Origin of the sequence: Nanhaiella sioensis (assembly GCF_046557775.1) — a bacterium.
GTDB lineage: Bacteria > Bacillota > Bacilli > Bacillales > SM2101 > Nanhaiella > Nanhaiella sioensis.
In genome coordinates, this window is the sequence record NZ_JBKAEG010000001.1 from 253,237 (window position 1) to 279,439 (window position 26,203).

Consider the following 26,203-nt stretch of genomic DNA (forward strand, 5'->3'; position numbering starts at 1 on the left):
ATATTGGGTTTTTATTAGCAGACAAATACAAGTTTTTCATTTCAGGAAGAAGCTAATCTATTGATGATGGGAATCAACTTTTCCGTAGAACTATTTAAGAAGTGGGATCCTACGTTACAAATGGTTTATGCAGATGTTAGTGGTGAGCAATTAAAAAACGATTGTTCTGTTATAGAAAAGGTTTTGATGTAACTCTATTGCTTGCATCACTACTATGCTGTTAAGAAGGAGAGTATATATGGCAAATGTTTTAGAAGTAGAAAGATTGTGCAAACGTTATGTAGATAAAAATTTTATGTTAAAAAATGTATCTTTTAGCATTCCTTATGGTACTATTATCGGATTTATCGGAGAAAATGGGGCAGGAAAATCTACAACAATGGGATTGATTTTAGGTACATTACATAAGGATGAAGGGTTCATCAGGATTTTCGGAGAAGAACTTGATTCAAATAAGTTCTATTTAAAAGAAGATATAGGTGCTGTTTTTGATGAAATGTACTTGCCTGGGCAATTAAATATCGAAAAATTAGGAAAAGTATTTCGGCATATTTATCAGAATTGGGATCAAAAAACATTTAATCAATATATTGACCTTTTTTCTTTACCGAAAAATAAGAAGATTAGTGACTTTTCAAGAGGGATGTCTATGAAGCTATCTACAGCAGTGTCCTTGTCTCATGATGCGAAGTTACTCATTTTAGATGAAGCAACAGCGGGTCTTGATCCATCGAGTAGAGAGAATTTATTACAATTGTTAAAGGAGTATGTGAAAGATGGACAGCGTAGTATTTTGTTATCGTCGCATATAACAAGCGATATTGAAAAAATAGCAGATGCTTTAATTTTTATTAGAGACGGCGAAATTCTGCTACAAGTTAATAAAGAGACGTTGCTATCACAATATGCAATCTTGCAATGTAAATATAGGGAGTTTGAGCAAATTGAGTCAGATGTGATTGTTGCTTATGAAAAGAATGATGATACAGTTGATGTGCTTATTAGTGATCTAGAGCGAGTTTCTCCGTCAATAACGAGAAAAAATTTTTCCATTGACGATGTGACACTTTTATTAATGCGAGGTAAAAAAACATGAAAGCTTTGTTGTTAAAACAGTATTATACTGTTGAAAGAAGTTTTAAGTTCTATTTGGTGTTGAGTGTTGTAATAACTGCAATTTTGCTCTTTATACAAAATCAGCTAACTTTACGTTTTGCTGGAATTCTTCCAGTTCTCCTCATAGCCCAAGCTGCATTTGAGGGAGTCAAGCATGATGCGATTTCTGGATGGAATAAATTTATGAATACGCTACCATTGAGAAGAAGTCATATTGTGCGAAGCCAATATCTTTTTTATTCCATTATGGTGTTTATTGGTTCATTAGTTGTGGTTATCGTATTCGTGTTGAGCGAACTATTTATTGGGGATATATTAAATGTCTATTCAATTACCTGGTTACTTAAAGGTGTTGGATTGGCTCTTTTATTAGGTGGTTGTTCATTTCCACTTACGTACCATTTAGGAGTAGAAAAATCCGATATGATACAAATAATTAGTGTAACTGCAGGAATTGTGGTGTTTTTTCTTAGTAGCGGGTGGTTTGAATTCTTTTGGAAAAATGTATCATCTGAATCTATGCTAAGCGTAAATGTGGAGTTGTTATTTTCGACTCTTTTTTGGATAGTTGCACTAGTACTCTTCATTGTATCCTATACGATAGCGCTTCATATTTATAAAAGAAAAGAGTTTTGAGTGGCATAACTTGTATATCTAAAATGAGAAAGATAGGACATCAAAGTCCCAAGCGTCAAAGCGTGTCCTAATTGTTGTAGACAAAATCCCTACAGGGGGTGTTCTATTAGAATAACCCATCTGTAGGGTTTATTGTGTTTACAAGCAATTATTCTAGACTTCTCTGTAAAATAGCTTCCTGATAAAAAAGCAGGTTAAATAGAGTAAATCTATTTGTTGTAATGGATACATTGAACAATTGTATTAAACTTTAGATTTTTTAAAATAAAATATGTTGGAGTAATTTACATCGCCATCATTAAAACAAGGAGAAATTTACTTAGTAGCAAAAAAAAAGTGAATAAAGTCATCTGAATTCACTTCATTCACTTTTAAAATTGAACTCTTAAATCTACTCTTCGGTCATCGCCTGCTTTTTGACAACAGAAAACCGAAGCGGATTGCATGTTCGATTTCGTCTGTGAATGCTCGAAAGAATGTATCACGAACTCTTAAATCTTTTGTTAACAAGTAGCTATTACGGTATGATTCATAAGCTTTTAGTTCATCTTCATAAGCAAGCTTTAACCCTTCACGATATGTTCTAAAAACGACCTTATCAATTTTGTATTTAGGCTCATTACCAGTTAAAACGGTGTACAAGTCTGCAAATAATTTGAGGTGATCTCGTTCATCTTCTAAAGCATGTGCAAGATCTTTCTTATGTTGCTCATTCGGTGCAGCCTTTAATAATCTTTCATAAAAATCAATTGCTGTTGCTTCACCTATTACAGCTTCATTTAAAGCTTCAACAACTTGCTGTGTATTGACTTCATGATCAGATCGATTATTTACTTGTGTATTTAAATGTCGTTGTTGAGGGTGGACAAGAGCTTGTTGATTCGGGTACTGTGGAGTGTAATAATACATACAATCATCCTTCCTTCATTTTCATATATGTATCATACGAAAAAAAAACTAGGCATGTGCCTGTCAATTGATAAGATGTTGATAATTAATATTAAGCTAATCTTTGAGGAAGCGCAAAGACTATTTACGTAGTGACCTTCGCCTCTCGTCCAACTTTACATACTAATCTCATTAACAATCTATGTGCAACCGGGAACAACAAAAACATAATATCTATCGTTCTTCGCATTGGCAGTGGACAAATTATCGGTTTATTTTTGTGCACACCGTCTATAGCTACTGTTGCTAGTTTCTCTGGAGACATCATTTTTTGTTTTTTAAGTTGATTAGTCATCATTCGTTTGTCCATTTTAATTGCTTTTGCATTGTCAAACGCTGATGTTCGAACGAATGCAGGACATAGTGTGCTTACGTTAATTCCGTAATTTTCAGCCTCATAATGAAGAGATGTAGTTAAACCAATTACTGCATGTTTTGTTGTAGCATATGCTGCACTTAATGGAGAAGGGCCCAGTCCAGCAGCAGATGCAGTGTTAACTATATAACCCCAGCCTTGTTTCTTCATTAATTGATAACCAAATTGCGTTCCATAAATAACCCCCCACACATTTACGTCCACAATGTCTTCCCAATGTTCAATGGACATATCATATAGTTCACCATACATCGCAAAACCCGCATTATTAAAAATATAATCTATCCTGTTAAACTCACTATATATTTCTGAATAAACGCTCCTTACCATTTTCTCATTTGTTACATCTAAACATATAAATTTAGCATTTACACCATCTTTGTTTAGTTCATCTTCAGTACACTTTCCGTTTTTCTCATTAATATCTGTTATGACTACAAACACGTTCCTTGAGACTAATTCATTGCAAATTGCCTTCCCTATTCCTGATGCACCACCAGTTACAATCGCTACCTTTCTACCGCTCATCATGTAAAACCCTCCGATTTAATGAGATTTATAGCTTGCTGTAAAAACAGATCTACATCAGAAACGATTTTTTATTATGACTATAAACTTTGTAGAAAATTGGCTTTCATACAAAACTAATCAGCAGTCTAATATGTTTTTCGTAACAGGATTTCTAATATATACACCCATTGAAAGGAACAACAATTAATAACAGTACTAATTAATAACATCAGCCTTTTGTACATCATTTTGTATTGACGTGTTGACCATTTTCTCATATTGCTCAGCGACGAATGTAGCTCCTACAGAATTTAAGTGAACGCCATCAAGAGTTAGGTATAACCCCCTTTTTGATGAAATATGATCAATTCGTACAGCTTTTTTATAAAGGAGAACATCAAATAAAATTTTAATAGCACTAGTAGATATATAATTTGAAGTATTAAGACCATGGAGTTCGTTTTTGAAGAGGGAATGTAAATCTAAACATGCTACATTATCGTATTGTATAGAGATCGTATGAATTAAAGAAGATAGTTGCTTCAATGTGTTGTTAGCATCATTGTCCAATTTCTCCCCTATAACTGAAGGTGTGACAGTGACAATCTTAGTTGATGATTCAGACAAGATATGAAGAATCTGATGATAGTATTGCTTAAATTCTTGATGATTTTTTGCAAAAGGCTGTGGTTTGACACCTAATAATTGTGAATATACATCATTGATTCCTATCCATAAAAACGTTAAATCGTATTCGTAAGGAAAAGTTGTATTTGCTAAACGTTTGTTTAAGCTGATTACCGTATCCCCTGCTTTTCCATAGTTATCTATTAAGATATCTTTATTTCTCTTTTGTAGAATTGATGAAAAAGAAATACCTGGTTTTCCTTCAGTTAAACTATCTCCTATTAAAGAAATACGCATTAATTGCTCCTCCTTTAAATTGTTTTAAAAACACAGTTTCGTTCATCTCATTAAAGTTTACGTCAGAAATAGCTGGAGCCCAACTCAATTATTCTTTCATGCATCAAGTAGACGACAAGAAAGGGCTAAGAAGGAATGATGATTTCACATGTATATTATTTGAACGTTCGTTCAATTTCTATTAAAAAAATATCGTTGTTGTTAAGGTTTAATTGATTCCAAAAATATAGTCACGGCTTCAATAAAAAGTTTTTCTAAAGTTTCAAATTCAAGAATACCAATTGATGCACATAAACCGCCCATCCAGGAGCTAAATAACATTGTTGTCTCTTGGATGTTTTTTATAAAAAATTCTCCAGCCTCAAGACCTTCTTGAAATATTTCAAGATAAGTTTCAAAGGGAACAGCAGCAAGGTCTGTATATAAGTTTTGAACAGTATTAGGATCCACTTGATCGTTAGTAGCCATTTCTCTTCCTGCTTGTAGCAATGGGGTTTCAAAATTATATAACACATGTCTAGCTATTCCATACAGTTTCTCAGTTGCATTTTCAAATGAAATTGATGTGCGTTGCCATTTCTCCCTCCATTCGGTCATTGATTTTTTAGCTAAGAATATAAATAGCATCTCCTTATTTTCAAAGTAATAATAAATATGGCTTTTGCTTAAACCAGTTGCTTTGGATATATCGCTTATCGAAGTAGACGCATAGCCTTTTTGAGAAAATATTGAAGTTGCATGTGAGATAATTTTCGACTTAGCATCTTCTTTTGGCAAGTTTTTCTTATCCAAATAATCACTCCATAATGAAATTTACATACATTTGAACGATTGTTCAAAAAAATAGTACCATATCATTAGGTACTATTCAAGAATTTTCAAACAATTAAGCATAGGATCATACTATTTATATTATTTAATGAAGAATATTTTTTAATTGCTGAACATGACTCCTATCTTCATCAATGATTTTCTCAACTATTTTTAAGCTTTCATCATCCAAATCTCCTCTTACGATATCCTCTGACATTTTAATTGAATAGGTATTTTCACCCTCAATAAGCCCTTGAACAATTCCTTCTTTTGTATCGGGAAATCCCTTGATTTCACTTACAAGTTCTTTTACATTACCTACAATACCAGGATTATCTACAGGCTTACCTCCTAAGTTTTGAATCCTTTCAGCTAGTAGATTTGCATGTTCTTTATGATTTTGTTGTATTTGTTGTAGATCCTTTCTCAATTCATCATCTTTTACATTTTGCATATAGCTTTCATAAGCATGTATACCCATATATCTTCCTTTCAATAATGCATTTAATTCTTTAATAACTACGTTGTTCTCCATCATATATCCCTCCTTATATGTGCATAGTATGATCAAATCAATATTTATCATATACATAAGTTGTATAGGACATGCTATACATACCTCATCTCTTTTTCTCGCACAATTATTAACTACAGGTTGAAATAAGAGATAAATATTCAATTCTTCACAAAAAAATACTTGATATTAAAAACCCAAAATTAAATGATTGTTTGTAATTTATATTGTTCCTATTTTAATATAGAAATGACAGTTCTATAATTATCACGAAAACCGAAGCTGAACGATTGATGCATGCAAAATACGAGTCATTGTGAAAAAAGAGACGATTTAAGGGTTAGAGCTGAGTTACATATTCTATTTTTCTAGATTGGGGTACAATGGTCATTCCCTATTTAACCTTCACTGTCTTCACATAGTTTCAGTTTGAAGTGAGTGCCTTTTGACCGATAAATGATAAAAACACGCACTAACAAGAAAGTGCGTGTAGAAATTTTACTTACTGTTTTTCATTCCTATTTTTATTTGTTGTAGCTTCATTCACTAGTTCATCATACGATTTTACTTTGCCGTGTGGATTTTGAGATTGCTTCCTAACAGACCATTGTCTTTCTTGTTGCCCTTTTGACTGTGTCATAAAAAACCTCCTATGAATACTTGTCCTTTGTTATGATGTCAATGTAAGTACATTATTATTCTTTGTTACTAATTTAAATCGGAGATTCATCGTCTTAAAGAAGAAAAACATCATGATTCGAACTGATTATATCGTTATTAATTAATATGAAATACAATAATCAATGGGAGCATTCTTTATAAAAATCTGTCTGATTGATCAGGATAATTGATTATTCAGGAGAATTTGTTCTTCTAACCATTTTGTAAGCACCATTCATTTGAAAGTGGGGGTACCGATATTAAAGATCGCAAATTTTTATACATCATCCTTTTGGCACACTTATTATTATTTATAGCCTTTCGTTTTCTACCATTATTTTGGTACACACTTCCAATATCGCTGTTCGTATTATCTTACATATCGATAAATATTGAAAGAATGCACTTTGAAGGTAGTTGGATAAGGAGTTTAATAATAGGTTGCTGCTCAGGAGTAGCGTTGTACTTGTTATTTGTAGTTGGAAAGGTAGTTATAATAATTTTACAATTACCATTCATTAATCAAATTCAAGCCCTTTATGAAACAGTAAATCCAACCCTTTGGTGGCACTATATTGTATTGTTTTGCGTTATTATCCCTGGAGAAGAACTTTTTTGGCGTGGCTTGATTCAACAACGTCTTTCATATTTAATTAAGCCAGAACAAGCCATATTTGCAGGAGCTATTTTATACGCATCTGCACACATTTATGCAGGTAATATTGTTTTAGTTCTTGCAGCTTTAATCGGAGGTATAATATGGGGTAGTTTATATGTTTGGAAAAGGAATATGGTTTTACTTATCAGTTCTCATATAATTTTTGATTTGTTTTTAGTCATACTTTTCCCACTTTCATAAAGTTTTTTTCGAAAAGGATTTTTAGCAACTAGATGGTGGTTTGAACCAACGTCGCTGTAATACATGGAAAGGATGCTAAATAACTACGTGCTTTTCTTGCTCGTAAAGACATTGTCTCCTATGTTCTATGACAACATATAGTATTAACATTCGTTTTACTTGCTCAAATCGCCCATCTAATTGCAGAGCTTTAAATTAGTGACCTTTCAATGAAAATCACTCGGCATCTTAGGTATTGTATGGATAAATCATATTCCAAAGAAGCCAATTGATATCCACGAAAAATGATGGCTAGACAAATCAGCCACCTTTTTCTTATATTAAACCCAATGTTTAATATTACTATACTACTGATTAGTCATAGTACGTTTATTTGAACTATCCCCAATTCAATACTCCTTCTATTTATAAATTCATTTTAATGTTATGTAAGACTATTTTAACTTTGTTTCTTTAAATGTTCGTATTCCCTTCAATATAGAAGAAGACATACTCTCCCCTGCTCTTATCTGTTATTCTTCTTCTTTCAACTTTATACGCTTAAGGATTGCCCTCTTACGATACATCATGGTTCCTGCTTCGGCTATATCATTTACTGCAGAGCGATTTATAAAAGCACCAAACAGGAGTCCAGCAATCGGGATCATTTGAAAAAGCTTCTTCCAGCCAATCTGATCACGATATGAAAATACAACCTCTCTCCATCCTTGAAGTTCTGAAACAACTTCTCTGCTTTGTTCATTTTGATTAGAGTCGAACATCGACAACTGCTGTAAAATAGCTTTTTTGCCAACAATATCAGCAGAAATAAATTGCAAAACCTTCACGATGAAAATTCTTTCATTTTTATCAGCAGGATCAAAACCATAACAAATCGCTATGTCTTGAAGAGTTTTTAATTGGATGCCGAGCAACATAGGTATATCAATAGTTAGAGTGAATATACCTCCAACTCCAGTGCTTGCCCCCTGCAATGTGGCTGCTCTTTTTCGATTTACTGAAAGCCTTGCAGCAGCTTCATCCATACTCGCAATAGGCAGGTTTTCTACATCCTCTAAAGTTAGAATATTTTGATTGGGATAATAATTTTTCAAAGCAGCTATCGAGCTTAAATACGTGCCTCCTGATTGGATATATGACCCTAGCTCATCAAGAATCAATCCAACCTTCTTTTGGATGAATTTAGGTGTGAATCTGTCAATCAGTTTGAAAGGTAGCCGTCCGAGCTTATCCCAAAACCATAAATCACTCTGATCTTTTTCCCAGTCTTCACAAGTCTTTAGCTCGTTTCTTAAATATGCTATCGTTTCGATCATTTATGTGCATCCTTTCAAAGATGGAATTATTGTTGATTTACTAACATACGTACTAAAATAATAAAGGTTTAAAGTGTGTTATACAATCCCTTTATACTGTCACACTATCAATCAGACAAAACCAATTAATTCAAACTCTTAACTCTATGTAATTCTACAATTTGTCCTATAAGTCAGAACAACGAAAAAACTATACTTCTCCATCAATCGCCTTTATTATTTTAGTGTGAATTTTTAACGGTTAGTATCGTAATTTTGTAAAAATGAGTAAAAAAGATTTACGTTGGGAGATTGTTCCACTAAAATACTCTCTAGGGGGGGATTGTATTGTCACAAAAGGATCTTTCAAAGATTATTATTATTGTTGCAGGAACTGGTTTAATATTATTTGGTATCATAATTATATTTAAAAGCTATAGTTTTGCAGATTATCTCATGCGTAATAAATTTTTTAGTCGTTCATCCGTAAGAAGCCCTGAACCGAGTGAAATGTTATTGGCTACTAAATTATATTTTGCTAGTTGCTTATCTGTTGGGATCTTAACTACTTTAGGAGGGATGTTCACAACAACTATTGGTCTAGTTAAAAAATATTGAGCTAGACCTCATTTTTTGCTTTCACATTAATTGTAGCTTTTCCTATTTAGATCCTAACAAGTATATAACTAACATTTGGGGCATTTTGCCTTCTCCAAAGACTATAAACATCATGTAACACACATCAGTTAAACATATATATATGTAAAAAAAGCAACACTGTTTACGAAAGGAGCCTTAGTAAAGACTACCTTCGCATTAGTTGTTGCTTTTCGGTCAATGTTTTAAGCACATATACCTCTTGCCTTCGGGGCATCTTTTCTTCTCGAAAGATATAAAAACCACTTAACACACATCAGTTAAATATATATAGGTAAAAAAGAAACACTGTTTACGAAAAGAGCCTTAGTAAAGACTATCTTCGCATTAGTTGTTGCTTTTCGGTCAATGTTTTAAGCACATATACCTCTTGCCTTCGGGGCATCTTTTCTTCTCGAAAGATATAAAAACCACTTAACACACATCAGTTAAAAATATATAGGTAAAAAAGAAACACTGTTTACGAAAAGAGCCTTAGTAAAGACTATCTTCGCATTAGTTGTTGCTTTTCGGTCAATGTTTTAAGCACATATACCTCTTGCCTTCGGGGCATCTTTTCTTCTCTAAAGATATAAAAACCACTTAACACACATCAGTTAAATATATATAGCTAAAAAAGAAACACTATTTACGAAAGAGCCATAGTAAAAACTATCTTCGCATTAGTTGTTGCTTTTCGTAATTAGAGCCGAGAAATAACTCCAAAACTTTCATATTGGGACGTCTAAATTTTCAGATCCACAATTAACAAACAATATGAAAATCTCCGTAAAAAAACATGATGACTTCATGTAAGAATATGTATTTTCCATTCAAAGGCTTATTCCTTCACTATTGTAAAAAATAGTCTCTTTTACGGTTGCGGCTGTTCCTTATGAATATCACTCAAATCAACATTGTACAGCTTCTCCCATTCATCACGTAGAACACCCATCTTAATAGAATCATAGTAAATACCGTTATGGTAACGACACTTTCTCAAACGTCCTTCAAGCTTCATTCCAAGCTTTTCTGCTGATTTCATCATTCGTTCATTACCTGACCAAGTTGTTAAACCAACCCGTTCGATAGGAAAACGTTTAAACATTTCTGTCACCCACAATACTAAAGCATCCGTTCCATAACCATCGCTCCAATAATTTGGGTCATAAATAATTATGCCAACCTCAAGCCATCGAGTTGGCTTATATTCCCAATAATAAGTTGTTGTACCTACTAGCTTGCCATTCACCTCGATTGCAAACAAACTCGCTTCTTGCATTTTCTTTGACGTACTTACTTTAAACTCTTCTAAACTTTCTTTTGCTAAAGGAAAATAAGGTCCATCCCATTTTTTCCATTCTGGTTCATCTTCACCGTAGATAAAATCCCATAATGTTGGTAAATCCTGCTGTTCAATTGATCTTAATTTTACTTTATTTCCGACTAGTTTCATTTGCAAATTCCTTTCAAAGACTGTTCAACTTAGGAGTAATCTTCTTTTGTTGAACATACGCAATACATTAGATGTCCATATTTTTATTCTTTTTGGTACTAAATAACATACCAAGTCCAATTATAATCAGCACTACAGGCCAAAACTCAAAAATTGATATTGGTAATAAGTTATCGATAAAAAAGAAGATACCTAGAAATGATAATATAGAGACTGGGATTAGTAAACCGTTTTCCCGACCTCCAAATAGCCATAATTCAAATAACCCTAAAGCAACTGCCAGCAAATATATAGGCCAAGTATTTACAGCATAACCCCAACCGAATGTTGTGTGAAAGAGCATTACTGAGCCAATAACGAGTAAGATACCGCCAGGAACGAGAACCCCAGCAGAGCTCCTTTTAGCTCCCCCTGCGAAAAATCCAATATGAAATCCAAGACCAACAATTACTAATGTCAAAGGCCAAAGAGTTACCCAAAAATTATTGATTACATCAAATGTATCTAGCAAAAAAAAGATACCAATAATTATCAATAACAAGCCGCTAGTTATTCTACTCATTACTATCTCCCCCTCTTGATCGTACTACAATCGTATGTTTATATATTTATTATAATTCATATTCTTGGGAATTGTTAGTCTACAACCCATAATCATCCAAACAAGCTTTTTCATCATTAAGAGCTCTATACAACGATTAAGTCTTTTCCACTTCATATGTTAATAGTAAGTCTTTTCCACTTTTTTCTTTATGATATACTAAATTTAATTAGTAATGATCGTTTTATATCAACCTTGCACTCCTGACTCCATTTCTTCTCACTGGTTGTTGTTTTATGTACTAAGAAAACTAAGCGGGTTACACCTTGAATTTCGGGACATCATTTCTTCTAGATACCTTGAAAATGCACCTTCCTAACAGGGTCTCAAATGAAGTCAAAAAAACATTAATGTTTACGAAAAGAACCTAACGAAAAAAGGTTATTTATTTATTATTTACATAAATGGAGGTTTTGGTTATGAAAATCGGATTGGCTCAAACAAGGTTTCCAAAATCAGCAAACGAAGGGTTAGAAACAGTTAAGCAAATGATACATCAGACCTCTCATCATCATTGTGACCTTATTTGCTTTCCTGAATCTATCATTCCTGGGTTAAGAGGAGTAGGTTATAAAGTTGATGAATATAATCACAGTTTTCAAATCTCTGCATTAGAAAAAATTTGTTCATTAGCTAAGCAAACAAAAACTGCCGTAATTATCCCCATGGAGTGGCAAGATGAACTTGGATTCCATATCGTTGCATTTGTAATAAATAATAATGGTGAAATACTAGGTTATCAAACTAAAAACCAAATTGCTCCAGACGAAGACTTTTTCGGTTATGTCCCTGGAGATGGGCGTTATATATTCGAAATTAATAATGTGAAATTTGGCATTGTCATTTGCCATGAAGGTTTTAGATATCCAGAAACTGTTAGATGGGCAGCTATGCGTGGTGCAAGCATTGTGTTTCACCCACAATATACAGGTTGTGTTGATAATCCCGAATTTTTTAATCAAGCAATGGTGTGTAGAAGTTTAGAAAATGACATTTATTTTGCAAGTGTAAATTATGCTTTAGAAAATCAAAAAAGCACCTCTTCTTTAATCTCTCCATTCGGAGAACGATTAATAGTTGGACAACAAAATGCACAAGAATTATTAGTTTATGATATTGACACAAAGCTAGCGACTAGGTTGCTAGCAAATCGTTTCAAACCCGATTTATTATCATAAGCTCCATATTAAATCAAAACGCTTTGATTCTATTTTTACTAAAGTAGCTTAGTTAGCTATGATTTAATAGCATTATCCTTGTTACAAATGTATATCGTTTGTTTCTATGTATGAAAATCAACAGTCAATGTGTATAAAGTAGAAAATAAGGTTTTATTTTTAACCATTCAATAATAGTCCCTTACCTTTGTTTGGGACTATTATTACCTTAATTGTGGTATGATAATCTTTACTTCTGTGCCTACACCAGGTTGACTTTCAAAGCTAATTCTCCCATCCATTGATTGTATTATTCTAATCGAAACCATCGTACCTAATCCAGTACCTTTATCTTTCGTTGTATAAAATAATGTTCCTATTCTATTAAGCTGTTCTTTAGTCATCCCTTTTCCAGTATCCTTGATTATTATATAGAAGTACATACCATCACTCGTTACAGTAATATTTACACTTCCTCCGTTTTCCGAGGCCTCAATAGCGTTTTTAATGATATTGACGAAGGCTTGTTTGATTTGATTTCGGTCGGTTAATACATGATCACTAGAGTTCAACGAAATTTTCAATTGTATATCTTCTTTAAAAGCAAATGGCTCTAGTAGTTTACAAACATCAATAATAACCTCATTTAAGGGGAAACTCTCAACTTTTTCAAACTGTGGTTCCGCAAAATTCAAATAATCACTAATAGTAGATTCTGCCCTTCCAAGTTCACTAAGGACGATTCTGAGATATTCCAGATTTTCACTCTTTTGTTGTTTTTCCATTAACTGAAGAAACCCCTTAACCACTGTCAATGGATTTCTAATTTCATGGGCGATGGAAGCAGCTAACTCTCCTATTGTGTTTAATTTCTCAGCATTTTGTATTTCTTGTTTCATCCTTTCTCTTTCTATCACTACTTCATACAGCTTAGCTGCAAATCCAATGCCTATGTTAAGGATGATTCCAAATATAATAATATATAAAAGTAACTGTTTAACATCCCCATCTATACTTCCATCAAATATAAGCCAACTAACTAAGATCCCAAGCTGAATAAACGCAGGCCAGAAGCTTACTATGACTGCAATAACAATACGTTTACTCTTCTCAAAATTCCAAAAGCGCATAGAAAAGAGCATTGGAATGGAAGCTGCCAACAGCACGCTAATATATCCGTAAAATAAAGCTTCTCCACCCATATATGTTCTAGTCATAATAATAAAAAATACTACAATGCCCCCGCTAATTGGTCCTCCGTATAGAAATGATAATACGAGAGGGACATATCTTAAATCCCAATACAAACCAAAATTATATGTTGAAAATAACATACAAAGCGCTGCTGCTGTACCTTGCATCAAACCATATATATAAGGATTAAAGATATTTAGTTTTTTGTTTTCGAAAATAACAAAATAAAATAACACTGGTGCAAAAATAATTAATACATGTAAAAATAACGTTTCTGCTAACATTAAAATTTTCTCCACATCATTTTTTTTACTTTCTTCAAAGGGATTTTGTCCATGGTACTTGTGCTGTTTACATATTAATTATTTTTGCACATTATTTTGTTTTTATGGAATTAGTCCATTATAGCCCCATGTTTTTTGCTATAATTTGCTTCATTATCTCGTTTGTACCAGCATATATTGAGCCCACTTGTACATCTCTAAACCTTCTAGCAATCTCATATTCTTCCATAAAACCATAGCCACCATGTAACTGCATACATTCAGTCGCTACCTTTTTAGCAAGGTCAGTTATCCACCATTTTGCCATTGAAACTTCAGTAACGACATGTTCACCATTCATATGCTTGCTAATCAAATCATTTACAAATGTTCTACCAATCTGTATTTCAGTAGCCATCTCTGCCAATTTAAAACGCGTGTTTTGAAATTTACCGATAGGTCTACCAAATGCCTCACGCTGTTTCACATAGTTTATTGTTATTTCAAGCATCCTTTCGCATGAAGCCTGAGTTGCGATTGCTAAAACGAGTCGTTCCTGCTGAAGTTTTTCCATAAGATAATAAAAGCCATTTCCTTCTTCACCTAATAAATTCGTAACTGGTACACGACAATCCTCGAATATTAACTCTGAAGTATCATTGGAATGTAGCCCAACCTTCTTTAGTTGCTTTCCTTTTTTGAATCCTGATGTGCCATTTTCAACAACGATTAAACTTACACCTTTATATGCGGGTTCTGCTTGTGGATCTGTTTTACACACGACGATGACGAGGTCAGAGTGTATCCCATTTGTTATGAATGTTTTTTCACCATTCAGAATGTAAGAGTCCCCATCACGAATAGCTGTTGTTTTTACAGCTTGTAAATCTGACCCAGTGCCAGGCTCAGTCATTGCGACTGCTGAAATAAGATCACCTGTTAAAGCTGGTGGAAACCACCTTTTCTTCTGTTCTTCTGTTCCATAGGAGTCGATATAAGGCATAACAACATCATTATGTAAGCCTATTCCTCCTAGGCCTCCCCCTATTTTGTCAAGCTCTTCTCCAATGATAACCGAGTAACCAAAGTCTGCATTGATTCCACCATATTTCTCGTCAACCCATGGGCATAAATACCCTTGTTCACCCATCTTCTTCCAAAATGTTCGAGGAATACATTTCTCTTCTTCCCATTGTTCAAAATAAGGCAAAGCTTCTTTCTCCAAAAATTTTCGTAATGAACGGCGAAATATATGGTGTTCCTTGTTAAACAATTTATGATCTTGCATAACTGTAGTACTCACTAACATTCCTCCTTATAATGATTATCTTATACAATAACAATGGTTCACTTAGCCATGTTATCGTTTCCATTAATCTCTATGGCTACAATTCTACACATCTAAAAGGTGTGTATAGTTATACTCGTTCAATAATCATTGCTGACCCTACACCTGCTCCACCGCTTATCCCTACTGCGCCAAGCTCATAATCTACTCTCTCCATTTCGTCCAATATAGTAGAAAGGAGCATTCCCCCGGTTGCACCTAATGCATGCCCCATTGATATGACGCCGCCATTGCTGTTTACTCTCTCATGATCAAGATTATATTCATTAATGAAGTGTAAGACAGTAGCGCCGAAAGCTTCATTATACTCATAAATATCTATGTCTTTGGCAGTTAGATTTGCATTATCAAGTGCTTTGGCAAGTGCATGTTGTCCACCTGTAAGAAATAGAGGATGCACCGACGTAGTTGCAGTCATGCGTATTCGAGCTCTCGGGTGTAGCCCTAGTTCTTCACCTTTTTCTTTTGAACCTATTAAAATGACAGAAGCTCCATCAGCTAATGCAGGGGAACTTCCCCAGTGGTGTGTAGGAGTGAACTCAGTCAGCGATGGTATAGAAGATAATATGGTTTTGTCTGTTTCACCTCCTTTAAAGCTCGGTTCTATGGAAGAAAAAGTTGTATCGTTAACATGCTCTAAAAAACATTCATCCTGTGTTAATAATAAACTACCATCTTGTGCGGACACAGGTATGAGAGATTTAGTAAAATATCCTTCTCTCGTAGCTCTACTCGCTCTTCGGTGCGATTCGATGCTATATAAATCAACGTCTCTTCTTGAAATTGAATACAATGATGCCATAATATCCGCAGCAACACCCATATGAACGAACTGAGTAGTTTGCATTACTTCACTATCCGTGAACCAGGCCCCTTCATCAGAAAACATTGGCACGCGAGAAACTGATTCTACACCTCCTGCAATGATTAAATGATCAGTTTTTGTTGCAATTTTTTGTGTTGCAATACTGATCGCATCTAATCCAGAAGTACAAAATCGATTTACCGTCATCCCTCCAACAGAATGATGTAACCCAGCATGAAGTGCAGCTACTCTAGCAATATTTGCACCTTGTTCCTTCGTTTGGGTAACACAGCCTAGAATTATATCATCGATTGTCTTAGCATCGAAGTCGTTTCGTCGGACAATTTCTTTTAACAACAGACCAATTAAATTGATGGGTTTGAACGAACGTAAAGAGCCATTTTTTCGGGCTGAACCTCTCGGTGTTCTAATTGCATCAAAAATATATACTTCCATTATCTCCCCACCTTCATATACAAAGAATTGATGGTGTATTACATAGGGAAGTAGGCTACACCCCTACTACGAAGCTTGCACTTGTAGTTGTGCTACCACCTATGTTCAGCGTAGCAACATTTTTTGAGCCCTCTATCTGATAATCTCCTGCCGTGTTCGTCACCTGCTTATAAGCATCTAAAAGCATTCTAACCCCTGTTGCTCCAACTGGATGACCTGCCCCTATCAACCCTCCACTTGGATTAATTGGGAGCTTTCCATCTATTGCTATCATGCCAGATTCAATTGCTTCATAACTTCTCCCTGGAGCTGTTAAACCAAAATGATCGATAGCCAAATATTCTGAGATCGTAAAACAATCATGTGTTTCTATTACATCTAGTTCATCAATGCTCTTAATATTCGATCTAAACAAAGCATCTAAAATTGTTCTTCTTACATGAGGAAATACATACGGTGAATCGCTACTTTCTTGCATTTTATCCTTTAACAGCATAGTAGCAGTCCGATGTCCCCACCCTTTAATTTTAGGTATTGTTGATAATCTAATGTCTTTACGCCTTGCATATTCAATTGCATAAGCTTCTGAAGCTAGAATAATACATGCTGCACCATCGGTAATTCTTCCGCAGTCTATTTGCCGTAGCCTCCCCTCAATTACCGGGTTTTGTTGTTCATCTTCTAGAAAATTCTCTTTATCTAGTTTCCAGTTTCTTGTTTGTGCATTTGGGTTACTTTGTGCATTATACAAATTTTTCTTAGCAAGTTCAGCTAAGTGCACATTAGACAACCCGTACCTTTTAGCATATTCTTCAGCAATTTCACTAAAGAGATATGGCCATGGATATGTTGCATTTACCGCCTCTTTGCCTAGCCAACATGCAGACCCTAAGTATTCTGCTGCCTTCCTTGCTGGAACATTTTTCATCTCTTCTATTCCAATAATACAAGCTAAATCGTAACGTCCTGCCTCAATTTCAGGAGAAGCTGCAAGTACCGCCATACTACCTGAAGCACACGCAGCTTCATGGCGTGATGTTGGGATTCCAGCAAAATCTGGATGGATAGCTGCAAATAAACCTCCTAATTGTGCTTGTTTATTAAATAGTTCCCCCGCAAAATTTCCTATATGAGCAGTATCGATTTCAAGGGGGGAAATATCTGCATTCGCCAATGCTCCTTCTACTACTTCCTTCAGCATGTCAAATACAGCTAAATCAAGCCGACTCCAATTTTTCGCAAAATCTGTTTGGTAACCTCCTAATATATACAATAAATTGCCTCCTATATTTTCATCTAGGCAGTAGTCATCGTGTATACAACTAACCTTTGTGGGGCCCGTAATTATTAGTAACATTAGCATTAAAGTTCACGAAAAAAACTTAGTCAAATTGTTTTATCTATAGCACCCTATTTAAACGAAATTCAAACAAGCAAATCTTTTTACTGCTAACTAACTATTCAGTATCTTAATCAATCTTTTCACCCGGGACCCAGCATGCATGAAACCCTATCGGAATGTTTACTGGAATTTTCACCCTTGCGATTGCCCCATTAGCAAAATTAAGGGCATCAATGATTAATAACTCAGATTGATTTTCTACTTCGTCGTGAACAAACGTAACTAAGTAACCGTCATCCTCTGAATTTGAATACTGCCGTGGAGCAAAAGCTGCTTCATTTCCGTATCGTCCTTTCCCAAACATGAGCGTTTCAGAGTTCTGTTTTTCGGTATCATATTTTACAAGGCCATCAAACGATAACGTTTGTTCGTTAGAAATATGAACATTGTACGTATAGCGTGATTTTCTGCCTACGAAGTTTAAATTCACAGTAGGAAATTCCGTATTAATATCATCAAGTAATCCTTCTTTAACCACGCCCGTCGTTAAATTAAAACGCCAATAGTATAACCTAGCATTTAACTGTAAATAGGCTAACATTCTTGCAAGCGGACAAGCATTTTTTGTTACTTCAGGCATTGGTTCCTCAACCCTGCAACCGAGTAAGACAATTTCATCTCCCTCTTCCCAAGAATTGATCGTGTGATATATATAGCAAGGCTCGGCTTCGAACCATCGAATATTTTCATTTGACCCAAAACGAGGAAAAATACCAAACCTACTAGGAACGTCTCGATGAAATTCGACTTTGTATCGGCCTTTGCTAATTGCGTTTGAGTCCGCAAATAACGGTAAGTCCATTAATATCGAGTAATTTTCTGTAATTGCCATATCATGAGGAAGGCGTGGACCAGGTAAATCAACATCTACACAATGCATTAAAATCCCCGAAGCAGATACAACTCCATATGTCAACGATGACCTTAATGGTCCATAATCAAAAAACATTAAGTCACCTGTTTGTTCATCTACCTTCGTATGCGCTGATATATTATTTTTATATTTTCCTCCAAAATCCTCAATCCCTAACGTTTCAAGCGTTTGAGGATCAACTTTGTATGGTTTACCTGACATATACCACAAGGTCATCAGTTGTTTATTATGGAAAACAACATCGGTATTTGATGTGTCCTTCAGTGGCATATCCTTTGGGTTTTTCACCATAGATTCCATACGCCCAAACCATATCGATTCTCCTACAGCGGCTTCTCTTTCAAAAGCAGCTGTTTTAATCCATCTGTTTCGATAGCTTACCTTTCCATCACGAAGTTGAACTGAGTGAAGCATTCCATCACCGTCAAACCAATGATATCTTCCTCTCGTTTCATATTTAGGATTAGGACCATTCCTCACATAAATTCCATTTATATCTTTAGGAACCTCCCCTTCAATGACTTCTAAATTTTCAACAAAAACTTCATCATGTATAGGTTCATATTTTCCTAATAAATACGGATTCACATTAGTTTCTAGTGCGAAATCAATCATATCATTTTTCATCTTCATCCTTTTTCCCCCTTTACATAAATAATTACCTTGTCAATACGTGTCGTTAATCGGAATTATCAGTTATATAAGAAATTTTCTGAAAAAGCGACAAAAACCACACAAACTAATTAGTAGTCATCATAAGCGTTTAGAAGATTCATCTGCGTAAGTCCTACTTAAATCCAGTCTGTTTTCATATCGGTTGTTGTTACAGATTTCTTAGATAAAAGTACACATACATCTAGTGTTCGGGGCATCTTTTCTACTTTTACAATTATTAAGCTCTAATAATACTCATCATATTGTCCATTTTAAAAAATAGTAACAACGGTTACGAAAAGAGCGTAAATCAAAGTTGGAGAATAGATGTTATAATGGTTGAAGTTAATAAATTTGTAGGTAACGAGATAGGTGATTTTTAATAATTAGAAACAACCCTACTTACTCTTGAGTAAATAACTTATTATTCATAATAATGACATAATAACGAAGCTATATCTAGTAAAAAAATTCGAGTTTTTTAGACAAATAAGCTCATTTAATAAATGCTGATTTATGATTATGAGACTTTTTTATCATGCTTTACTTTCAATATTTAAACCTTGATTAATAATTTTGAAATTTACCCCCCCAATATAATACAATAAAATACGAGGAGAAACGGAAAATGAAACTTTGATATCAATAAAATTTAACAAAGCATAAAAAACGCTTTTCCATCAAGAAAAGCGACATAATATTATTCCTATTACTTCCCTGATTTACAAATCCGTTTATGTAAAAAGCATAAAAAGGGCTTTTGATTAACAGATGAATCTTAAATCATTCAATATTTTCCTCAATTCTAGTTCTCAATGTACTCACTTTTTTGATACGACTTTAAAAATGATAAAGTGAGGATTTTTCATTAAATACTTAAATGCATCATGATAATCTTTTTTCATTATTTCCAACGGTTGAGGTTCTACCACTTCTTCTATGTTAAAAAATTTTACCGTATCAGCTATAATTTGCTGTAAAGGTCTACCGCGATATTGTACCTCAATTGCAATCTTTTGTTTTCTCCATATATCAGTTATCACCCGCTGCTCAAAATAGTCCTCACATTTGAAATGAGTAAATTCCATAAAAGGGTGGTGTACTGAAAATAACAAAGTTCCATGAGGTTTTAATACTCTATTAAACTCACTAAATGTGAATTCCCAGTCTTTAATATAATGAAGTGTTAATGAAGAAACAATAACATCAAATTCATCATGTTCAAATGGCAAGCTCTTTTCGAGATCTTGACACAATATACTTGCTTTATTATTTAGCCTTTGCTTAGCTACTTCAACCATACGAGGGCTTATATCTATTCCTGTTACACTAGCTCCTCGTTTAACTAATGCCTCTGAATACCAGCCAGCTGCACAGCCAGCATCAAGAACATTGTTATGATGTAAGTGTTTTGGCAACAATTCCATCATTGCTGGTCGCTCATAAAAAGCGTTATAAGGACTGTCATTATCAACATTCTCTGCGTATATGTTAGCTAAAAGATTGAACGTTTCAGCAGTTTTATTGGGCATGCTCATTCCTTCTCCTAAAGACATCAAAACTCATATTAAAATTATAATTGAGTACTGCTCCTAAACAAAAAAATACGTTTATATTCTATTATTCTTATTTAACAATTGAACAACGATACTATTTTCTCATTCCTATAGGGTTAAAAAGAAGAAGTTAAAAGCTAACTTCAACTAGAAAAATCCCAAATAATAAAAGGGCTCGTTTTTAGCCCTTTTATTTTCTAATTATTATACAAATAGTAGCTTAGATTATGAAACAATTGGAAGCGAATATCGTTCATACCCATCTACATCATAGTCGTATTTTTCACAAATTCGATACTCTCGACCGTTAGAGCTTAACTCTAGGTTATTTTTTTCTACAAAAGAATAAAGTGCTTCTCCCGCAGCATTAAAATCATGATCGTTGTTTGCTACTACAACACAGCTTTGCTTAGGTAGAGTGATTTTCGTAAACCACTCAGGTATGCCATCATAAGATTTTACTTCAACACAGAGAATATATGCATGTGTTTCAGGATGATCCTGTAATTCTGTTATTGGCCAAATTCCGTAATGAATCCGCTCGTTCACAACTTGTGGCAAATGCTGAGATATAGCAAACAGGCTTTCCTTTGCATTTTCATATTTACTCTTCATGTCCTTTAAGCTTATACACGGAATTCCTATAAGCTTTATTTCTTCATGTTCAATAAGTACGGGCTTCATATGGTCTTTGTTTTGCATATTTCCACCTCCGAAAAATTGTTAATTTATACAAGTTTTAGTCTAATTGATTCATGAAGTATTGTAAATAATTTTCTGAATATTAAATTGTTATAGCATGATACTTTGATCTACAATACCAATGCTCCCCACTTGTTTTATTTCTGTTCCAAAGAATGATGAATTAATCTTCATAGATTTGCATAAATTTTTCCTCAGCTTCATTAGCCACTGTGGTTCATGATTCCACTGTTCATCTAGTGATCGTAAGACACGTACATACCCATATAAGTTAGCAAAACGTTTACATGCAGGAATGATTGACATCATATCTTCTGAGATTTCATATTCAGTAAGATACCCTGCCAAAAACTGTTTCTTCTTCACCTGATAGTTGTCACTAGACATACATTCTTTTAAACTATCAAGAGCTTGAACTATATCCATCACATACCAGTGATACATAGCATCGTCAAAATCGATGATTAGACAAGATTCTGAAGGCCCATCGTAGAAAACATTATCGTATTCAAAGTCATAATGAACTAAACCAAAGTTGTGTTTTGTTAAAGGAATCGTTTTAAAATATTGCTTAAGCATAGCTGTTTCCACCATAGCTGCAGTTTCGTTTGGAAAATGACTCAACGTATTATCTATCCAATTTAACACATCACTATGCGACCTGCGCCTGTTCCTTATTGGCTTATAATCACAAGCTAACTGATGAAGCTTCCCTAATGCTTTACCATAGCTAAATAAGACATGATCACTAAAATCAGTTTTATTTATAGGTACCCCTGCAACTCGTTTAAATACAGAAGCATAATAAACACCCCAAGGAGTTTGTGCCTCAATAAGATCCTCACCATTTTTTGCATTTACGACCTCTAATGCATCGTATCGCTTACTACGTAAGTAATTAATAAATTCAAGCTCTGCTAGAGTGTTCTCTCTACACTTTTCGGTTTTTGGTGAAAATCTTAAAAACCTTGTCTCACCTTTGTATTTAAACGTGTAAATAGCATTAGAGGATATTCTGAAAGCAGCTATTGAACCTATATCATTTTTCCAGTATTGCACTAACATCTCTGCCAAATCTACATTAATAAAAAGATATTTAACTTTCATCATAATAAAAGGCTCCTCATTTTCTTTTGTTATTTATTTTCTTCTCAAAGTTTCTTCTCTTTATAGCTAGTCTTTGTAACTCTAGTAGTTGCTTTTCGTAACTATCCACTCTTTTTCGACTTAAACTTCCCTTCTCAATCGCTGTTAGAATGGCACATCCAGGTTCTTTTCTATGTTGACAATTTCTATACTTGCAATAGGCACTTAATTCCCTTACATCCTTAAAACTTTGTTCAAGAATATCTTCATCTCCCCAAAGCTGTACTTCTCTTACACCAGGAGTATCAACAATCATCCCACCTGCCGGCAGAGGGATAAGCTCTACACTAGTTGTTGTATGCTTTCCTTTGCCTGATGTTGAACTTATAGCTTGTTTTTGTTGCTTTTCTTCCCCCACCAAGAAGTTCGTTATTGTCGACTTTCCAACTCCTGAAGATCCAAGTAAAATAACTGTTTTTCCGAACTTAACATATTCAAAAAAAACATCCATATTAATATCTTTTTCAGCACTAACATAATGAACTGGGACTTCGTTATCTATTTCATTTAATTGTTCTTTAATTTGATGAATGTCTGTACACAAATCTATTTTATTTAAGATAATTACTGGTTGTATTCCACTCTGATAAATGAGCGATAAAAACCGTTCCACTTTGCGAATGTCAAAATTTCCGTCTAGCCCTACCACAATAAATGCAGTATCTATATTTGACGCAATAACTTGTTCTTCAGTTCTTCCCCCTTCAATCAAACCATTATTTATCTTTCTTCCTCCTGAGATGGGGAGTTTTCTTTCGTATGCATTCTCTCTTGTTAAAACTCGATGAATGAAAGCATGGTTGTCATTATCAAATATCATTTCATACATAACCCAATCGCCAACAACAGGAAAATCTTTTGTAAGTTTAGCATTATATCTAAACTTACCAGAAATTTTTGCTGTAAGAGGTTGTCCGTTAACTGCAATTAAATAATGATCTTTATTTTTCTTTACGATTCTCGCTACTTGATGACCTTCTTGTTTAAAATCTTTAAGCTGCTTCTCAAAATAAGGATTCCACCCATGTGAATATAACTCCATTCTTTTTTCCTCCATTTAAAATTTATTTGACTAATATTATTGAGGAATAACTGGAAATGAAGCTAAAGTATTTACTGTTTTATGAGTGCATTAAAAAAACCACAGGGCTATATCAAATAACCTTGTGGCTTCAAAACTCATTCTTCTCATAGTCACTGTTACTACTCTTTGGTACTAATCTTCTTCGTACGAACACCAAATTGACTCATAACAGCTTTCTTAAAAATCCATACTCACACCATACTCATTTCTAACACATATTAAAAAACAAGCTAATGATTTATTCCGCATGAGTGAGAGGCAATACATATAATTCCCAAGGTTATCCTCATTAAATTAGTCATCGTTAACTCTCACTCCCTTCTATAAGAATAAGAAAATTATACCAATTACAATAGAATAAATCAACCGTTGAAGTCTGAGACTAGTACTATTTAATACATATCACCAATGAGTGTGGAAAGAGTTCATATATCCAAGATATAAAAAAATAATCCTTTCATTTGTTAAACAGGCTACTATCCTATTATGAAGTTCTACTTTCTTTCACGAAATTAATCTATATCCGCTTAACCATAAACATACCTACACTTTATAAAATGATTTTTTAGTTATTCTTCTTGACTTAGAGTATACTCTAATATTTATAATCAGCTTGATTAGCAATGCTTCTTTATAATAAAAGGCTCTTTTAGTAAGCTATCTTGTTATAAATACAAATTGACAAACCAAGGGTTTCTGAAATTCTCATCATTTTATAAGAGAAGACGCGAAACTATTATTAAAAACGTGATTATTTATTAACAAGAAAAACAGCCTTAGCAAAAGAATATGCGTATGTCTAATGTGGAAAGGACAATATGCCATGATAAATTATATAAGTATTTTATTATGTACAGAATAAATGGATGTAATTAAAATATCCACGTCAGTATAAGCTAAGCATTGATGTCCAATATCTGAATGTATTGCTAATCCCTCATTTACATTACTAGGACAGTACAAGTTAGTTAATAAATTAGAAAGAAGGATAATAATGGAAAAACAAATTGCAGTAATAACAGGAACCTCGACTGGTCTTGGCCTTTCATTAACAGAAAAGTTGGCAAATGAAGGCTGGAAGGTCTACGCAACAATGAGAAATTTAGAGAAGGGTCAACCTATTAAAGAATTACAACAATCAGGTTTAGAAGTTGAGTTATTGCAGTTAGATGTCCAGTCACAAGATTCAGTAGATCAAGCTATTCAAACTGTAATTAATCAAGAAGGACACATTGACTTATTAGTAAATAATGCAGGAATTGGATATATCAAAACGACTGAACAATCTTCTGAAGAGGAATATATCAATGTATTTGATATAAATACATTTGGTGCAATTCGTTGTACAAAAGCTGTACTTCCTTATATGCGTGAGAAGAAAAAAGGAAGAATTGTAGCAATTTCATCGGTGGGTGGTTTAGTTGGACAACCACTAAATGAAATATACTGTGCGACAAAGTTTGCTCTTGAAGGCTACTATGAGAGCCTTGCTACTTATGTAACTCCTTATTTTGGAGTCGAGTTCATGATTATTGAGCCAGGTGGTATTTCATCTGAATTTGCTAACAGTGTTCTTGCTGGTGTTTCTAGTGGAGGTGGCTTCCCTAAGGATGATTTTGAACAAGTTGTTAATGACTATATGGGCTCAAGGACAAATCGATCAGATAATATTTATCAAACCCCATCAGAAGTTGCAGATGTGATCCTATCTCAACTAAGTATGAATCCGCTACCTTTAAGGGTAAGAACATCAGACTGGTCTGAAAAATTTTGCCAGTATAAAACAAAAGAAGATCCAACTGGCCTACTTCAAACAAAAGATGTTGTAAAACAAATGTTAGGAAAATAACGAGATGTAAGGTAAAAAACAACCATCAGTAATAGGTTCAGCTTGTTATAATTAAAATAATTCATTAATGAAGGCTTTTTCGCATTTGAAGTAAAAGAACTTACACAATGAGGGTTCGTGGTATCTTTTTTCTCTATAGACAATAAAAATCATATAATACACAAATCAGTTACTCAAATGTAAATGAAAAAAGCAACAAAATTCAGAAATGAGCCTTAATCATAGACAGGTGGAAGCTCAACTCTACCTGTCTAAAAAGGCCAACCTTGATAGAGCTAAAGCTTAATCTACCTACCCTCACATGACTCCGCAACAATAAACATCTAAGCTATAATTAAAACACTTCTCCATGCTTGACCTTGTATAGTT

Annotated in this window: 25 protein-coding genes; 7 read left to right on the plus strand and 18 right to left on the minus strand. The window is 34.0% G+C overall.

Going from position 1 to position 26,203, the window contains the following annotated elements; translation table 11 throughout:
* Nucleotides 1-60: 60 nt before the first annotated feature.
* Genes V1503_RS01185 through V1503_RS01195 form a run of 3 tightly spaced genes read left to right on the plus strand, consistent with a single transcriptional unit; the run spans nucleotide 61 to nucleotide 1,752 of the window.
* A complete protein-coding gene (locus V1503_RS01185) occupies nucleotides 61-192 on the plus strand; it encodes a hypothetical protein (RefSeq protein WP_410624180.1) in 132 nt (43 codons plus the stop codon).
* 46 nt (nucleotides 193-238) lie between these two features.
* Entirely contained in the window at nucleotides 239-1,096 is an 858-nt protein-coding gene (locus tag V1503_RS01190; protein WP_410624182.1) for an ABC transporter ATP-binding protein, read from the plus strand.
* Entirely contained in the window at nucleotides 1,093-1,752 is a 660-nt protein-coding gene (locus V1503_RS01195) for an ABC-2 transporter permease (protein WP_410624184.1), read from the plus strand. Before V1503_RS01190 ends, V1503_RS01195 begins: the two co-directional genes overlap by 4 nt.
* Nucleotides 1,753-2,154: 402 nt before the next feature.
* Here the strand turns inward: V1503_RS01195 and V1503_RS01200 are convergent, their stop codons facing one another.
* From V1503_RS01200 to V1503_RS01225, 6 genes are all read right to left on the minus strand, one after another.
* The gene (locus V1503_RS01200; protein ID WP_410624186.1) at nucleotides 2,155-2,661 is read right to left on the minus strand and encodes a ferritin family protein; all 507 of its coding nucleotides are present in this window, start codon (nucleotides 2,659-2,661) and stop codon (nucleotides 2,155-2,157) included.
* 124 nt (nucleotides 2,662-2,785) lie between these two features.
* Entirely contained in the window at nucleotides 2,786-3,604 is an 819-nt protein-coding gene (locus V1503_RS01205; protein ID WP_410629361.1) for an SDR family NAD(P)-dependent oxidoreductase, read from the minus strand.
* Between the two features lie 198 nt (nucleotides 3,605-3,802).
* The gene (locus V1503_RS01210) at nucleotides 3,803-4,510 is read right to left on the minus strand and encodes an SGNH/GDSL hydrolase family protein (RefSeq protein ID WP_410624188.1); all 708 of its coding nucleotides are present in this window, start codon (nucleotides 4,508-4,510) and stop codon (nucleotides 3,803-3,805) included.
* A 201-nt stretch (nucleotides 4,511-4,711) separates the two neighbouring features.
* A complete protein-coding gene (locus tag V1503_RS01215) occupies nucleotides 4,712-5,302 on the minus strand; it encodes a TetR/AcrR family transcriptional regulator (RefSeq protein ID WP_410624190.1) in 591 nt (196 codons plus the stop codon).
* Between the two features lie 124 nt (nucleotides 5,303-5,426).
* Nucleotides 5,427-5,858 (minus strand): DUF2383 domain-containing protein, encoded by a 432-nt coding sequence (locus V1503_RS01220; protein ID WP_410624192.1) that lies wholly within the window; start codon nucleotides 5,856-5,858, stop codon nucleotides 5,427-5,429.
* Nucleotides 5,859-6,339: 481 nt separating this feature from the next.
* On the minus strand, nucleotides 6,340-6,477 hold the full coding sequence (locus V1503_RS01225; RefSeq protein ID WP_214482174.1) for a DUF6254 family protein: 138 nt from the start codon (nucleotides 6,475-6,477) through the stop codon (nucleotides 6,340-6,342).
* Nucleotides 6,478-6,963: 486 nt separating this feature from the next.
* On the opposite strand from V1503_RS01225, the gene V1503_RS01230 reads away from it, so the two are divergent.
* The gene (locus tag V1503_RS01230) at nucleotides 6,964-7,356 is read left to right on the plus strand and encodes a CPBP family intramembrane glutamic endopeptidase (RefSeq protein ID WP_410624195.1); all 393 of its coding nucleotides are present in this window, start codon (nucleotides 6,964-6,966) and stop codon (nucleotides 7,354-7,356) included.
* Nucleotides 7,357-7,868: 512 nt separating this feature from the next.
* Here V1503_RS01230 and V1503_RS01235 read toward each other — a convergent pair.
* On the minus strand, nucleotides 7,869-8,672 hold the full coding sequence (locus V1503_RS01235; protein ID WP_410624197.1) for an EcsC family protein: 804 nt from the start codon (nucleotides 8,670-8,672) through the stop codon (nucleotides 7,869-7,871).
* A 327-nt stretch (nucleotides 8,673-8,999) separates the two neighbouring features.
* Here V1503_RS01235 and V1503_RS01240 point away from each other — a divergent pair, with 327 nt between their 5' ends.
* Nucleotides 9,000-9,269, plus strand: a complete 270-nt coding sequence (locus V1503_RS01240; RefSeq protein ID WP_214482171.1) for a hypothetical protein — start codon at nucleotides 9,000-9,002, stop codon at nucleotides 9,267-9,269.
* An 892-nt stretch (nucleotides 9,270-10,161) separates the two neighbouring features.
* Here the strand turns inward: V1503_RS01240 and V1503_RS01245 are convergent.
* Nucleotides 10,162-10,743: a GNAT family N-acetyltransferase gene (locus V1503_RS01245; protein ID WP_410624200.1), complete on the minus strand. Its 582-nt coding sequence runs from the start codon at nucleotides 10,741-10,743 to the stop codon at nucleotides 10,162-10,164.
* 67 nt (nucleotides 10,744-10,810) lie between these two features.
* Nucleotides 10,811-11,305, minus strand: coding sequence for a LiaI-LiaF-like domain-containing protein (locus V1503_RS01250; RefSeq protein WP_214482169.1), 495 nt, complete (start codon nucleotides 11,303-11,305; stop codon nucleotides 10,811-10,813).
* Between the two features lie 458 nt (nucleotides 11,306-11,763).
* On the opposite strand from V1503_RS01250, the gene V1503_RS01255 reads away from it, so the two are divergent.
* Complete coding sequence (locus V1503_RS01255; RefSeq protein WP_410624202.1) at nucleotides 11,764-12,522, plus strand: carbon-nitrogen hydrolase family protein; 759 nt, start codon at nucleotides 11,764-11,766, stop codon at nucleotides 12,520-12,522.
* 203 nt (nucleotides 12,523-12,725) lie between these two features.
* Here the strand turns inward: V1503_RS01255 and V1503_RS01260 are convergent, their stop codons facing one another.
* The 9 genes from V1503_RS01260 to rsgA form a co-directional block, all read right to left on the minus strand.
* Nucleotides 12,726-13,979: an ATP-binding protein gene (locus V1503_RS01260; protein WP_410624204.1), complete on the minus strand. Its 1,254-nt coding sequence runs from the start codon at nucleotides 13,977-13,979 to the stop codon at nucleotides 12,726-12,728.
* A 118-nt stretch (nucleotides 13,980-14,097) separates the two neighbouring features.
* Entirely contained in the window at nucleotides 14,098-15,246 is a 1,149-nt protein-coding gene (locus V1503_RS01265; RefSeq protein ID WP_410629362.1) for an acyl-CoA dehydrogenase family protein, read from the minus strand.
* 130 nt (nucleotides 15,247-15,376) lie between these two features.
* The gene (locus tag V1503_RS01270; protein WP_410624206.1) at nucleotides 15,377-16,567 is read right to left on the minus strand and encodes an acetyl-CoA C-acyltransferase; all 1,191 of its coding nucleotides are present in this window, start codon (nucleotides 16,565-16,567) and stop codon (nucleotides 15,377-15,379) included.
* A 55-nt stretch (nucleotides 16,568-16,622) separates the two neighbouring features.
* A complete protein-coding gene (locus tag V1503_RS01275) occupies nucleotides 16,623-17,840 on the minus strand; it encodes an acetyl-CoA acetyltransferase (RefSeq protein WP_410624208.1) in 1,218 nt (405 codons plus the stop codon).
* Nucleotides 17,841-18,036: 196 nt separating this feature from the next.
* On the minus strand, nucleotides 18,037-19,476 hold the full coding sequence (locus V1503_RS01280; RefSeq protein WP_410624210.1) for a carotenoid oxygenase family protein: 1,440 nt from the start codon (nucleotides 19,474-19,476) through the stop codon (nucleotides 18,037-18,039).
* Nucleotides 19,477-20,318: 842 nt separating this feature from the next.
* A complete protein-coding gene (locus V1503_RS01285; protein ID WP_410624211.1) occupies nucleotides 20,319-21,029 on the minus strand; it encodes a class I SAM-dependent methyltransferase in 711 nt (236 codons plus the stop codon).
* A gap of 249 nt (nucleotides 21,030-21,278) precedes the next feature.
* The gene (locus V1503_RS01290) at nucleotides 21,279-21,755 is read right to left on the minus strand and encodes a GyrI-like domain-containing protein (RefSeq protein WP_410624213.1); all 477 of its coding nucleotides are present in this window, start codon (nucleotides 21,753-21,755) and stop codon (nucleotides 21,279-21,281) included.
* Nucleotides 21,756-21,845: 90 nt separating this feature from the next.
* A complete protein-coding gene (locus V1503_RS01295; RefSeq protein ID WP_410624215.1) occupies nucleotides 21,846-22,865 on the minus strand; it encodes a phosphotransferase enzyme family protein in 1,020 nt (339 codons plus the stop codon).
* Nucleotides 22,866-22,878: 13 nt separating this feature from the next.
* Nucleotides 22,879-23,943, minus strand: coding sequence for a ribosome small subunit-dependent GTPase A (gene rsgA, locus V1503_RS01300; RefSeq protein ID WP_410624217.1), 1,065 nt, complete (start codon nucleotides 23,941-23,943; stop codon nucleotides 22,879-22,881).
* Between the two features lie 1,036 nt (nucleotides 23,944-24,979).
* Here rsgA and V1503_RS01305 point away from each other — a divergent pair.
* Nucleotides 24,980-25,834 carry an SDR family oxidoreductase gene (locus V1503_RS01305; protein ID WP_410624219.1) on the plus strand — a complete coding sequence of 285 codons (855 nt, stop codon included), beginning with the start codon at nucleotides 24,980-24,982 and terminating at the stop codon, nucleotides 25,832-25,834.
* The last annotated feature ends 369 nt before the right edge of the window (nucleotides 25,835-26,203 follow it).

Excerpts from the sequence above, each read along its gene's own strand:
- V1503_RS01295 (WP_410624215.1), bottom strand. The coding sequence starts at position 22,865 with ATGATGAAAGTTAAATATCTTTTTATTAATGTAGATTTGGCAGAGATG.
- V1503_RS01270 (WP_410624206.1), bottom strand. The coding sequence starts at position 16,567 with ATGGAAGTATATATTTTTGATGCAATTAGAACACCGAGAGGTTCAGCC.
- V1503_RS01245 (WP_410624200.1), bottom strand. The coding sequence starts at position 10,743 with ATGAAACTAGTCGGAAATAAAGTAAAATTAAGATCAATTGAACAGCAG.
- V1503_RS01200 (WP_410624186.1), bottom strand. The coding sequence starts at position 2,661 with ATGTATTATTACACTCCACAGTACCCGAATCAACAAGCTCTTGTCCAC.
- V1503_RS01250 (WP_214482169.1), bottom strand. The coding sequence starts at position 11,305 with ATGAGTAGAATAACTAGCGGCTTGTTATTGATAATTATTGGTATCTTT.
- V1503_RS01235 (WP_410624197.1), bottom strand. The coding sequence starts at position 8,672 with ATGATCGAAACGATAGCATATTTAAGAAACGAGCTAAAGACTTGTGAA.
- V1503_RS01260 (WP_410624204.1), bottom strand. The coding sequence starts at position 13,979 with ATGTTAGCAGAAACGTTATTTTTACATGTATTAATTATTTTTGCACCA.
- V1503_RS01225 (WP_214482174.1), bottom strand. The coding sequence starts at position 6,477 with ATGACACAGTCAAAAGGGCAACAAGAAAGACAATGGTCTGTTAGGAAG.
- V1503_RS01190 (WP_410624182.1), top strand. The coding sequence starts at position 239 with ATGGCAAATGTTTTAGAAGTAGAAAGATTGTGCAAACGTTATGTAGAT.
- V1503_RS01305 (WP_410624219.1), top strand. The coding sequence starts at position 24,980 with ATGGAAAAACAAATTGCAGTAATAACAGGAACCTCGACTGGTCTTGGC.
- V1503_RS01220 (WP_410624192.1), bottom strand. The coding sequence starts at position 5,858 with ATGGAGAACAACGTAGTTATTAAAGAATTAAATGCATTATTGAAAGGA.
- V1503_RS01255 (WP_410624202.1), top strand. The coding sequence starts at position 11,764 with ATGAAAATCGGATTGGCTCAAACAAGGTTTCCAAAATCAGCAAACGAA.
- V1503_RS01280 (WP_410624210.1), bottom strand. The coding sequence starts at position 19,476 with ATGAAGATGAAAAATGATATGATTGATTTCGCACTAGAAACTAATGTG.
- rsgA (WP_410624217.1), bottom strand. The coding sequence starts at position 23,943 with ATGGAGTTATATTCACATGGGTGGAATCCTTATTTTGAGAAGCAGCTT.
- V1503_RS01210 (WP_410624188.1), bottom strand. The coding sequence starts at position 4,510 with ATGCGTATTTCTTTAATAGGAGATAGTTTAACTGAAGGAAAACCAGGT.
- V1503_RS01290 (WP_410624213.1), bottom strand. The coding sequence starts at position 21,755 with ATGCAAAACAAAGACCATATGAAGCCCGTACTTATTGAACATGAAGAA.
- V1503_RS01265 (WP_410629362.1), bottom strand. The coding sequence starts at position 15,246 with ATGCAAGATCATAAATTGTTTAACAAGGAACACCATATATTTCGCCGT.
- V1503_RS01205 (WP_410629361.1), bottom strand. The coding sequence starts at position 3,604 with ATGAGCGGTAGAAAGGTAGCGATTGTAACTGGTGGTGCATCAGGAATA.
- V1503_RS01285 (WP_410624211.1), bottom strand. The coding sequence starts at position 21,029 with ATGCCCAATAAAACTGCTGAAACGTTCAATCTTTTAGCTAACATATAC.
- V1503_RS01195 (WP_410624184.1), top strand. The coding sequence starts at position 1,093 with ATGAAAGCTTTGTTGTTAAAACAGTATTATACTGTTGAAAGAAGTTTT.